The sequence below is a fragment of the Boudabousia liubingyangii genome (assembly GCF_001907245.1).
In the GTDB taxonomy this organism is placed as follows: Bacteria; Actinomycetota; Actinomycetes; order Actinomycetales; family Actinomycetaceae; genus Boudabousia; species Boudabousia liubingyangii.
On record NZ_MQSU01000006.1, the window covers coordinates 1 to 12208 of the forward strand.

Below are 12208 nucleotides of genomic sequence, written 5' to 3' on the forward strand. Positions count from 1 at the left end.
AGTAGGCACCAACTCGGGTGACAATGTCACCGAGCAGTTTGATACTGGGGCTCGAGTTGCGCTAGAGGCTGCCCTGAGAGAGTGTCCCCAACTTGTCATTCTTCAACCGCGTAGCCCCTCACCGCGGGTGTGTGTACGTGTGCGACGGCACCTCTAATGGCCTTCTGCTCCCACGGGCAGGGAAAGACTGCGGCGAGTCTTAGTGATGCTGGTTATGCGGTAGTGAATCCTCGCTCTACCACTGGCAAGTGGTTCTCTCGCTTGAATGTCAAAGCAATGAAACGAGATGGTATAACGCAATCGGGAACACTTGTTCGCTCGGCGACCTCAACAACCCTCGGATGTTAACGCTTGCTTGAAACGAACCCTTCCCAGTAGTGGTGAGATGGGTGGAAATGTTCTGCGACGCTGCACCCACCTGAACTGGATTTGCACCCACCCCACACACAATTGCACCCACCTTGGGAAAAATGCACCCACCAGGCCCCTTGTATCGTTTGCTGACACTAAAGAACCAACTAGATGCTGGTTTGGATACAATCCAAGCCAGCATCTTTTTTCATGCCCGAAGGCGGGTTTTCCGTTGCAAATGCAGGGTTTTGTGGGGGAGTGGGGTGCTAGGTGAGAGCCTTGTGCCGGTCGCATGGATGGGGATTTGGGTACCATGCAGAGAGCTCGGGTGCCGGATTTAACGGGCTCGTAGGCTGGGCGTCAAAAAGTTTAGGCCAACGTCAAAAAGTATGGGCCAACGTCAAAAAGTATGGGCTGGCGTCAAAAAGTATGGGCTGGCGTCAAAAGGTTTAGTCGGGGGCGTCGAAAGGTTCGGTGAATGTAACCTGTCCGGAATACCCGGGAACGTGTCATGTTGATAGTAATTGGGAAGCATTGGATTGCTCAGACGATACGCGATAACGCGGTGGGTGCATGTGTGCTTGCGGCCTGAGTTTCCCGCGATAGCAAGCCAAATCTCTTTTCGCCCTGATTTTCTGCCTCGACCGTTAGTCGGGGTTTTCGTGTTTTCAGGCGGCCATTCGGGGGTTTGGTCGGGTCTGCCGAGGCGTGGTTGCACCCAGTTGTGGCCACGCGTAGCGGAGCGTCAAAAGGTATGGGCAGCGTCAAAAGGTTCACGGCTGCTGCGTAGCGCCTCCGGGAAGCTTGGCTTGATGGTCTGCCCATAGGAACTCAATAGCGGTCAGGGAGGCATTGATTGCAAGGAGGCCGTAACGCTTGGGGATGGTAGAAGTGTTCATGACCTTGCCATGACCGCCACCAACTTTGTTTCGCATCTCAACTAGGCCATCGATCATTCCTTGCATCTGGCTAACTATCTTTCGAATGTACTGATCTTGGGGAGATGGTCCATTCAGCATGCGAGGAGCGATGCCGAGAGATTCTAAAGTTTCTGCTGCAAGCTTAGGCATAGAAGCATTGGCAGGAACTACGGCTCCTCGTTCAGCAAGGATTGTTTTATAGCAGCTTTCCAGAAGTTCTTTGGCTTGGCCAATTGCAGCTGATGGATTGTGCTCAAGATTGGCTTCCATCGTCTTACGCTGAGACTCGATGTACTCACTGGTGAAACCTTGTTGGCCTAGACGATCAAGAGCCTGGTAAGTTGCTTGTGAATAAATACTTTTTAGTTCTGCTAGGCGCTCCAAGCAGCGTTTTCCTCGGTCCCGTGTTTCCTTGTTAAGAGTCTGAGCCACCTCTGTTTCCCAGACGTACATGATGCTTTCAAGGAGCGGGATCGTCTTAGCCGGTGGCTCCTCTTCTAGTAGCTTCGTCAGGGCTTTACCTTTGGGGAGATCATAAGTCTTCATGGCTGGGAACCCGATTTTTTCTTGTGTAAGCAGCTCAAAATCATCAGTAGTAAATCCTGCGACATACTCTCCCGCACATAGAAGATGGGTAAACAAGCGCACATCTAGAGTCTCAAGGCCTCCTGACATCTCCGCTCCTTCTAACTCGCTGGGTTCGCCAGCAGTTCAGCCTGTTCGATAACCAGTTGGACGGCTGTTTCTTGCTTGTCTGGCGGGTAGCCGTATTTGTGCAGTAGCCGTTTGATGCTGGCACGCATTTTGGCGCGCACGCTCTCTTTGACGTTCCAGTCGATGGTGGCGGATTTGCGGATGGTGCTCACCAGTTCGTGGGCGATGGCTTTGAGGGTGTCATCGCCTAGTTCCAAGATGGCCGCATCGTTTTGGATAATCGCGTCGTACAAGGCGATCTCGTCTTCGCTGAGCCCGAGTTTTTCTGCGCGTTCATGGTTGGCGCGCATCTCTTTGGCCAGCTTGACCAGCTCGGCGATGATCTCGGCGGTGGTCAGGGACCGGTTGGTGTAGCGAGCCACGGCTTCGCTGAGCATTTCGGAGAACTTGCGACCCTGGACTATGTTGCGGGCTTTGATGGTTTTGACTTCGTCGTTGAGCAGCCGACGCAGCAACCCGATCTGCAAGTTGGGCTGCTTACTGTGGGACATGGAATCCAGGAACTCTTCGGAAAGCAGAGACAACTCGGGAGTGTCCATGCCGGCGATTTGGTACACGTCGATGACCTGATCAGCGGTCAGGGCGTCATTGACGAGCTGACCGAGCACGGAGTCCAGGTTGCTACGCCCCCGGGTGGAAGTGCCGGAATCAGGGTTGAGGATCTTGAGGATCGCTGCGCGCACATCGGTAAACAGGCGCACGTCATCACGGATCGCCTCAGCCTCGGGACGTGACCCAACTAGGGCGTAGGCCTTAGCCAGCGCAAGCACCTGATCATTGAAGCGCTTGGTCACGTCTTCATCGGAGAGCACGAAGTCCATGACCTTGGCGTATTCGCTAAGCCGCTGGGTGGAGTTAAGCGCGGATGAGGAGTTGTAGTCCACAGGGTGGAGTAGGCCGCGGATGATGTCGTGCTTTTCTCGCATGACGTTGATCAGCTCATCGATGGGGACACCTGCCTGCTCCCGGTCGCTGGGTGAGTACGTTCCTAGGGCTTTTTGCAGGGAGTCGAACAGGCCGATGTAGTCCACGATGAGCCCGCCGGGCTTGTCTTTGAAGCGCCGGTTGACCCTGGCGATGGCCTGCATCAGGCCGGCCCCTTGCATGGGTTTGTCCACGTACATGGTGTGCATGGACGGCGCATCGAAACCGGTAAGCCACATGTCACGTACGATCACGATCTCGAGCTCATCATCCGGGTTCTTCGCACGCAGTTTCAGATCACGGCGCTGGTCCTTGCTGTAAATGTGGGGTTGGAATTCTTCCGGGTCAGAGGCCGAACCGGTCATCACCACTTTGATCCGTCCCCGAGCGGGATCCTCAGAGTGCCAGTCGGGGCGCAGGGCCACAATCCGGTTGTAGAGCTCGACGGCGATGCGCCGGCTCATGGCCACGATCATGGCTTTACCGCGCATAGCCTCCCGGCGAGCCTCCCAGTGGGTAACAAAGTCCCGGGCGATCGCGTCTAAGCGTTCCTGGCTACCGACCAGAGCCTCGAGGCGCGACCACTTGCCCTTCGCATCCTCACTGCTCTCCGTGCCGGCCTCGGCTGCCGCCTCGTCGATGGCCGCATCCAGCAAGCCGAGCTCTTCCTCGTCGAGGGAGATTTTCGCCAGGCGGGATTCGTAAAAGATTTTGACCGTAGCGCCGTCCTCGACTGCCCGGGTCAGGTCATAGATGTCGACGTAGTCGCCAAAGACCGCCCGGGTGGAGCGGTCATTGGACTCAATCGGGGTGCCCGTGAAGCCAAGGAAGGTGGCTCCAGGCAGGGCGTCGCGCAGGTGCTTGGCCAGGCCTGCTTTCAGGCGGCCCTGGGAGTCGAGGGTTTCGCTGAACCCGTACTGGCTGCGGTGGGCTTCATCGGCCACCACCACCACGTTGCGGCGATCGGTCAGCACGGCGTTGTAGTCATCGCTATCGCCGGGCTTGAACTTCTGCAAGGTGGTAAAGACAATCCCACCCGAGGCCCTAGACAGCAGCTTGCGCAGGTGTGTCCGGCTATCGGCCTGCACCGGATGTTCGGGCAGGATGTGTGCGGGGGCAAAGACCTCCCCGAAGAGTTGGTCATCCAGGTCGTTACGGTCGGTAATGAAAACCAGGGTGGGGTTGGCCATGCGTGGGTCGCGCATGATCTTGGCCGCGTAGAACACCATCTCAAAGCTCTTGCCTGATCCCTGGGTGTGCCACACGACCCCGCCGCGCCGGTCGCCTTCCGGTGATGCCGCTTGAACGGTGGATGCGACTGCGGCGTTGACCGCCCAGTACTGGTGATACTTCGCCACTCGTTTAATCATCGCCTGGCTACGCTGCCCCGTGCGCTTATCCGTAACGGACTCATTGGAGAAGACCACGAAGTTGGCCATCAGGTCCAGGAAGCGGGCGGGCTCAAAAACACCCTTAATGAGTACTTCCAGGGCAGGACGGTTAGTGACGACCTCGCGGCCATCCATCGTTTTCCACGGTGCGAAGTGTTCAAAGCCACCGGTAAATGAACTCATGGCGGCGCTCATGCCGTCAGAGATCACCGTGACCACGTTCGGGGTAAACATGGAAGGGATCTGTTTACGGTAGGTCTGTACCTGGTTCCACGCGGCCTTGAGCGTGGCGTTCTCATCGGCCGGGTTCTTTAGCTCGAACAAGCCAACCGGCAGACCGTTTAGGAAGACCAGCAGGTCAGGACGCCGCTTATGACCGTTCTCAACGATCGTGTACTGGTTGAGCACCAGCCAGTCATTCGCAGCCGGGTGAGCGAAGTCGACCATCCAGAACAACTCGGTAGTCGTGCGACCATCACTGCCCTGTACCTCCACCGGGACGCCTTGTGTCATCAGCAAGTGCAAACGCTGGTTCTCCCGCACCGGGTCCTGAGACTCAGCCCGCCGCACCCGGCCCAGCACCGCATCCACCGCAGCGGGAGTGATGCCCGGGTTGCAGCGTTGCACGGCCGCACGCAGGCGATCCCACAGGATGACCTCGCCGTAGCTGTCACGAGCGACACCCACCTCGCAGTCCGTAGGCGCGTAACCGGTCTGGTAACCCAACTCCGCAAACCAATCCTTGGCTGCATCCTCGACCGTGGACTCATTAAACCGACTCACGAGTTAGCCTCCAATACGCTTGTGACCAGCCCCTTCAGCTCATCCGCCCGCATACGTCCAGACATGAGCTCGGGAAGCAAAGCGTCGCGCAGTTCAGTCAGTGTGCTTACTTGTTTTTCATGACGTTGAGATATCTGTAACAGAGGTGCCGAAAACTCATGGAATCTTTTGAGAAGGTCTCCGGGTGGCATCGGCATCCGGACCGCCTTGATGGTCTTAGAGTTAACAGCAGTTCCGATGGATGATGTGTTCCCGAGAGAACTGTAATCAAACGACTTGAGAAAGCAGTAAAGCCATTCGCTCAACAGGGGATCTTCGGAATGGATGCATGCGATAGCTTCGTTGGTACACATCTCGCGCCCAACAATAGCCACGCGACCGACAGTGAGCTTAAAGCTCACCAATACATCCCCAATCTTCGCTACGTTAATCCTAAATGATTTGACGGCATCTTCAGTTAGGGCTTGCTCGGTATGGGAAATATAAGTTCTAACTGCCCCCATGTCTTTGATGGAGGCCCATGCGATAGAAGAAGCTGAGGGCTGAGCAAACCATTCCGTCTCTTTGCGAGGGGGTGTTCTGCCAATCCTTACGTCGAAAAGATCATCAAGGCAGGCCGTCTCCCAGTCCGCGCTAGGCTGCGCCAACTTGAATCGAGCTAGAAGCAAGTCATCAACGAGATTTAGTATCCGATGCAGAGATTCGATCTTGTCGTCGAGAGCGCCCAGCAGGTCTGCAATACGCCCCTGCTCCTCCAGAGAGGGAACAATTGGCAGCTGAAGAGCTCTCAGATCAGCAACATTCAGATGAGGGACAGTGGAACCCGCTGCTACCTCATGCATACGCGAAGAGACTCGTTCGTCCTGAAAAAGATAGTAAAGGAATCTCGGATTAACTTTAACCGGATTTGCCCTAATCAGGACAGTTCTTTGGCCCGGGGCTATTAATGGACTCTTCGGCAGCATGACCACTGATCCGACCGGCGCCTCGCGAGCCAGCAGGATATCTCCTACACAAGGCGTTAAGCGTTTTGTCCAGCGATCGTAGGTTTGCAGAGAAATTTTACGGGCCTTCGAGAAGTCGATCCGATTCCCCCGCATCGCCTTAGTCCCTACAGCATAAGCAACCCCTTGTGGGTCAATCGGCGCAGTCTTATGTTCGCAATCCACGATTGCCGTAGTGATTTCAGACAGAATCATTTCAGATTCCCCAAGAAGGTCTTAATCTTCTTTTCAAGCTCACGGCCACGCTCGAACTCAGCGAGCAACTCAGCGGTGAGGCGCTTGATCTTCTCTTCGGCGGGTTCGCCGTCGTCTTCTTGTTCCGCGATGCCGACGTAGCGGCCGGGGGTGAGCACGTAGTCGTTGGCGGCGATCTCTGCGCGGGTGGCTACTTTGCAGAAGCCGGGCACGTCCTCATAGGTCGTGTCGCCGTGTTTCCAGGCGTTGTAGGCTCCGGAGATTTTTGCGATGTCGTCCTCGGTGAGTTCCCGGAGTGCGCGCGTGACCATGGTGCCCATGCTGCGCGCGTCAATAAACAGGGTCTGCTCGGCGTTCTTCGGCCGCTTCGACAGGAACCACAGGCTAGCCGGGATACCGGTGTTGAAGAACAGCTTGTCAGGCAAGGCCACGATGCAATCAACGAGGCCCGCATCCACCAGGTTGCGGCGGATAACCCCCTCATTGTTGGTCTTGGACGACAGGGAACCATTAGCGAGAACGAAACCAGCCGTTCCACCAGGTGCCAGGTGGTAGAGGAAGTGCTGGATCCAGGCGTAATTGGCGTTCCCCTCCGCTGGGGTGCCGTACTGCCAACGTGGATCATCGGCGAGTTGTTCGCTCCAATAGTCGCTGATGTTGAAGGGCGGGTTCGCGATAACAAAATCTGCCCGCAAATCCGGGTGCAGATCCTCGGTGAACGAGTCCGCAGAGTGTGAGCCCAGGTCAGCATCAATGCCGCGCAGAGCCAGATTCATCTTGGCCAGTTTCCACGTGGTATTCGTGAACTCCTGACCGTAGATAGACAGCTGATCCCGGTTACCACCATGCGCGGTCACAAACTTGGTACTTTGCACGAACATGCCGCCGCTGCCGCAGCAGGGGTCCAGCACGCGGCCCTGATAAGGCTGCAGCATCTCGACCAAGGTTTGCACCACGCTGCGCGGCGTGTAGAAGGCACCGCCCTCCTTGCCAGTCTCCTTACCGGCGAACTGCCCCAGGAAGTACTCGTACACCCGGCCTAGCACGTCGTCGGAGCCGTGATCCTGATCGGTAAAACCAATGGTGCCGATTAGATCGACCAGTTCGCCCAGGCGTTTCTTATCCAGGCCCTCGCGCCCATAGTTGCGTGGCAGGACCCCGCGCAGCGTGAGGTTTTCCGCCTCAATCGCCTGCATGGCCGCATCGATGACTTGGCCGATGGAGGGCTGCTTGGCTGCTGCCTGTAAATCCGCCCACCTGGCGCCCTCGGGCACCCAGAACACGTTATGCCCGGCGTACTCGTCACGATCTTCCAAGATCGCGGTCATCTGTTCGGGCTTGAACCCGTCAGCGGCCAGTTCAGCGGTGAGGTCCTTACGGCGTTGCTCGAAGTGGTCAGAGACGTATTTGAGGAAGATCAGGCCAAGCACCACGTGCTTGTATTCGCTGGGTTCCTGGTTGCCGCGCAGTTTATCTGCGGCCTCCCACAGAGTTTGTTCTAGGGGTTTCGTTTTGGTCTGTTTCTTTGCCATGGGTTATGCCTCGTGGGTGCTTGCAGGGTTAATGTCATCGGTTACTTCGCAGATGTCCCCGATTTGGCATCCCAGGGCATTGCAGATGCGGGTGAGGACGGCTGTGGTGACGTCCTCGTCTCTTCCAAGTTTGGCGATGGTAGAAGGACTAATTTTGGCGGCCTCTTGGAGGTCTTTTTTCTTCCAGCCTCTATCAATGAGAAGCTTCCACAGGGGCTTGTAGGACACACTCACTTTTTCTTGTCCTTCCGTGTCTTGTTCCAGGTCCACCCGTACAATGCATGGTCACCATCACCAATCTCGACGACTTTGCTGGCCATGATGAGTTCGTGGACCTGTGTACCTTCGTACTGGGTGTCTTTGTCGAAGGCAATGAAGATCTGTTTACCTGTGCTGTTGAAGTCCATGTAGAGCCGCAGTATCTGTTCGACTCGCTCGTCCGCGATGTTTTTGTGGAGGGGGGAGTCATGAATGACAGCGGGCAGATCGGTCAGGTGGAGCATGGCTAGGTCAAACAGGATGAGGTTCTTGTTCGTGGTGCCGTCTCCGCCATCAGTGTCTGACTTGTATTCGTAACTTTTTCCAGTGGCGCTGAAGATTAGTGCTGGGGCATCCCAGTCGTCTTCGCCGTCGTGTACTTGTAGATCGAGTTCAGCAATCGTTGGGTTAATCCGTTCAATCACGTGAGAGTTGATGCTGGCGCGTCCTTGGTTGAGATTTAGTTCAGCCTGCTTCTTGGCTTCTTGGAAGCTCTTGACTTGTTCGTAGCCTCGGGCTTGTTGACGGACGATTTCCCGCTGGGTGCTGATTTTGGCACTGCGGTCTAACCGTTCTCTGGAAATCTCTGCAGGCACTCCAGTGCGCCGTAGTTGGTACTGGGCTTCATTGATGGACCTTTGCAGGGCGGTTGCTTTATCCTCTAGGCCGCGAATCTGCTCAATGATTTCGGTAGTAAGAATCTGGGTGATTTTGTGGTGGAAGCGTTGAGCTTCTTCCAAAGTAGCAAGGTTGATTCCGGGGAAAAACTCAGTGAGGGCTTGAATGTCTGCCTGCTCAACGCCTTGTCCTGCCCTGTCGTCAAGGTTTGCTTTGAGTTGGGTGATTTTGGAGTTGATGCGACTACGTTGAGATCGCAGATTTTGCAGGTAGGCCTTGAGGGTAGCTGCCTTGTTGAGCTGGGCTGCTTGGAAGTCGATTGCTTCTTGGTCAGCGCCCTTAATGTTCGCTTCGTATTCTTCGGTTAGACGTTTTTCGTCCTTGAGGGCTTTTTCGTAGTCCTTTTTGGTGCGCAGCACGTGCACAGGGAATGCATCGAGGTCACGGGTGCGCTTGACAGCCTTCCAGTCTTCTTCGGACTGGATGAAGGCTGCTTGTAAATCTCGGATTTGTTCATAGAGTCCGAACAGTTGGTACAAGACGGACAAGCCAGTGGTCACTGGCTCGCGGGAGTGTCCTTGTAGTGGGTGGTCAGCGTGTGCCGTTGCGCCTTGTTTGATACGGAAAAATCGCGAGACAATCTCTCGAAACGAGGAGTCGCAATCGGCTAGTTGGTAGTTGCGTTTGAGCCAGCCTTTAAACTCGTCAAGTTCAATGCGATCTAGTTGATTTTGGTAGGTCTCGTCACTGTAGCGGTGGACAAAACCCGGTTCGTCAGTGAGCCGAGCGAAGTGGTGAGGATGCCCATTGAATTCGAAGGTGAAGCAGATACGGTGGTGGCCTACTGCTTTGGCTTTGAGGGTGTCAGTTTTGAGGAAGCTGCTGCCCCCGAATGCGTAGTCGATGATGTAGAGCAAGGTGGACTTGCCGATGGAGTTTTCGGCTCCTTTACCGCCACGAATGGTGTTTAACCCGGGGCGGAAGGTGATTGCTTCACGTGGATTTTCGCCCTCTTTGAAGGCTTCAGACCATAGTCTCGTCAGCAAGACTGATCACCCCTTGAGTTTCATCGAGACGGATAGCTCCTAGCGCATATAGGGCGGTGAGGGCGTCGACAACATCATTAACTCCCTGGTTGCCGTAGCGTTCAGCAAGTCCAGTAACGGTGTGTGAGCGTTCTTGAAGCGCGCTGAGGATTGGTGCAAAAAGGCTCAAGGTTGAGTCTTCAAAAGCGTAAATCTTGGATGGCATGCGCATCAGAACACCTCGCATTTCTGCACAAAGTAGCTGATGACAACCGCGCAGGGGCGGGGCTTTTCACCGGTTGTTTCCACTAGCCATCGTGTTAAGCAATCAAAGACTTCCTCTTTAGTCCATCCCCGGTCAGTCAGGCGTAAGTACTGGCCTTTGACTTCGTGACGAATTTTTTCAAAAGTCCAATTTTCGGCGTAATCCATGTCAGTCAACTTCTTGTCGATGAAGTTGAACCACCTAGTTACGCGGCTGGTTACCTCGTCTTGAAGATCTGGATCATCGGTGATCTTTTGGCTGATTGTCAGAGGTTCTTTGATTTTGGTTTGCAGCACAACACGATCGGCGCGGGTCATGCTTTCAAGCACGCGCCGAATCTCATCTTCTATACCTCGCGGGTCAAGCGTGATTGATTGAGCGTACTTCTTGGAGAGTTGTTGCTTGATTTGTTTGAGGGTGACGATGCGCTCAGGGTTTGTGCCGGTGTAGGAAGATGCGCACTGCGGGCATAGCACAATGAGGTTTTGCGCTCCGGCTAGGTCTTCATCAGCGTCAATTGCAACGATCTGTCCAATTCGTTTGCTCTGACCAGCATCATCCACTGTAGTCAAAGGTGTCATGCAGTTCAGATTCGGGCACATAGCGCCTGCCTCTGCGAAAAGCGATTCTGCTAGACGCTGCCATGTTCCTTTAATGCGTGCTTGCTCCGTACTTGCTTGAATCTGAGCTATCTGGGCGGGGTCATCGGACACACTTTGAAGCAGATCCCCGAAATAATCACCGCACCACTGCGCCACAAGATCTACCGTGATCCCAGGCTCATAGGGTTCAATCTTCGCAAGCAAGGTCCGCTTAATCTTTTCAGATAAACGATCAACCGCTTCCACCAGACGCCACGAATCAAACCCAGCATCAAGAATGCGAGTCACCTCATCGGGCTCAAAAGATCTGGTACCACTGGCAATCGCCTGCAGCTTGGACTTAGTGAAGTCGCAATCCTGATCAGTCTTCTTCTCGGCATAAACCAACTGGATGTCAGTGACCATGTCCAGCAAGTTACGCATGCCGTCATACCGATTTTTACCCAGACGCAACGGTGTAGCGAGCATGGCATAGAAGTCCTTGAACTCCATGTCGCCTCCCCTTGCTGTCATCACTGTATCGGCAGTGCATCAGTTTTTGTATCGGCCTGTATCGACCCGGTTTCTAACTTGTATCTCGTAGCCACCAGTTGGTTGGGGGCTACAGAGCAAGTACCAAGAGACATTCTAGCGGGAGGTGCGCGGATGAGTAGGAAATCTACCGCACGTCGCAGATACTCCCTGACCAATTTTTCACATCCCCCGTAGCTCTAGGACTGATGTCCGGTTCCGCTATGGCGGGAGGACGTATCAGCGAGGGCCGCTGGTGGCAGGTACGTAACTGCCGCCAGCGGGGCCTCACCCCACACAACTCGTGTGGGCACCCATCTTCTGGATGGGGCAGCTACCGCGCATGACGCGTGGCGTGGTGGTGACAAGAAGAAATATTCACATGTGAGGCCCTGCTGCCTAAGCGCTCGGCGGGCCACCCCTTTGCAGGTAAACCTGCGCCAATTTTTCGGTGCAGATCCAGGTTGGGGTGGTCCGCCCTTGTCGTCTCTGAAGCAGCACACTTTGGCCTCCACACGCTGAATTTTTCTAGCGCAGTAACCCGTAGCGGGGTCTCCACGACTCAGGCACATCGCCTGGGAAATGGAGACAACCAATGTCGCAAGACAAAACTGGCCGCCAGTCCATCACGATCCGCTTCGAAAAGGACAGCTTCCACCCTTCCCGGCCGTATCGGGAGCAGGCCTTTGAGATTAGCGCTGATGAGGCTGAGATCATCATCGAAAACGACTACACGATGCGCCTTAACCAAGCCGAAGACCCGGAAGTGGTGGAGCGGCGTGAGGTGGACGAAATCTTCAAAGAGGAGATTTCTAAGCCTGAGTACAACCAGGCGAAGAAGTGGGTGCGTAACACCACCGGCAACCCCACCCATGAAGAAGAAAGCCTGATTGAGACCGAAGTGGACTCCCACGGTTACCTCGCCGGTCATGGCAACCCCGACCCTGTGGTCGAGAGCCTGTATGGGTCACGTATTTGGGATGCGATCCGTGCGCTGCCGGAGCGTGAACGCCTGGTGCTAGTCGCGGTGAAAATCCAGGGCTACACCCAATCTGAGGCTGCTTCGTTTCTTGGTGTGTCCCAGCCGATGGTAGGCCGCATCTTGAAGCGTGCCAT

The 12208-nt window shown here is 55.2% G+C and carries 9 protein-coding genes; 1 reads left to right on the forward strand and 8 read right to left on the reverse strand.

Annotation, left to right across the window (positions count from 1 at the left end; genetic code table 11):
* Window positions 1–1124: 1124 nt before the first annotated feature.
* From BSR28_RS08605 to BSR28_RS08645, 8 genes are all read right to left on the reverse strand, one after another.
* Entirely contained in the window at window positions 1125–1817 is a 693-nt protein-coding gene (locus tag BSR28_RS08605; RefSeq protein ID WP_158020340.1) for an abortive infection family protein, read from the reverse strand.
* Window positions 1818–1957: 140 nt separating this feature from the next.
* Window positions 1958–5083 carry a type I restriction endonuclease subunit R gene (locus tag BSR28_RS08610; protein ID WP_073713960.1) on the reverse strand — a complete coding sequence of 1042 codons (3126 nt, stop codon included), beginning with the start codon at window positions 5081–5083 and terminating at the stop codon, window positions 1958–1960.
* Entirely contained in the window at window positions 5080–6282 is a 1203-nt protein-coding gene (locus BSR28_RS08890; protein WP_083563269.1) for a restriction endonuclease subunit S, read from the reverse strand. Before BSR28_RS08890 ends, BSR28_RS08610 begins: the two co-directional genes overlap by 4 nt.
* Entirely contained in the window at window positions 6279–7814 is a 1536-nt protein-coding gene (locus BSR28_RS08625) for a class I SAM-dependent DNA methyltransferase (RefSeq protein ID WP_073713961.1), read from the reverse strand. The genes BSR28_RS08890 and BSR28_RS08625 overlap by 4 nt, the downstream gene beginning before the upstream one ends.
* A 3-nt stretch (window positions 7815–7817) precedes the next feature.
* Window positions 7818–8048 carry a helix-turn-helix domain-containing protein gene (locus BSR28_RS08630; protein ID WP_073713962.1) on the reverse strand — a complete coding sequence of 77 codons (231 nt, stop codon included), beginning with the start codon at window positions 8046–8048 and terminating at the stop codon, window positions 7818–7820.
* The gene (locus BSR28_RS08635; protein WP_073713963.1) at window positions 8045–9736 is read right to left on the reverse strand and encodes a DUF2326 domain-containing protein; all 1692 of its coding nucleotides are present in this window, start codon (window positions 9734–9736) and stop codon (window positions 8045–8047) included. Before BSR28_RS08635 ends, BSR28_RS08630 begins: the two co-directional genes overlap by 4 nt.
* Window positions 9714–9941 (reverse strand): ABC-three component system middle component 7, encoded by a 228-nt coding sequence (locus BSR28_RS08640; RefSeq protein ID WP_233120644.1) that lies wholly within the window; start codon window positions 9939–9941, stop codon window positions 9714–9716. The genes BSR28_RS08635 and BSR28_RS08640 overlap by 23 nt, the downstream gene beginning before the upstream one ends.
* 5 nt (window positions 9942–9946) lie before the next feature.
* Window positions 9947–11095 carry an ABC-three component system protein gene (locus BSR28_RS08645; protein WP_143237658.1) on the reverse strand — a complete coding sequence of 383 codons (1149 nt, stop codon included), beginning with the start codon at window positions 11093–11095 and terminating at the stop codon, window positions 9947–9949.
* 592 nt (window positions 11096–11687) lie between these two features.
* Here BSR28_RS08645 and BSR28_RS09145 point away from each other — a divergent pair.
* A partial coding sequence (locus BSR28_RS09145; protein ID WP_198928958.1) for a sigma-70 family RNA polymerase sigma factor occupies window positions 11688–12208 on the forward strand: 521 nt, incomplete at its 3' end.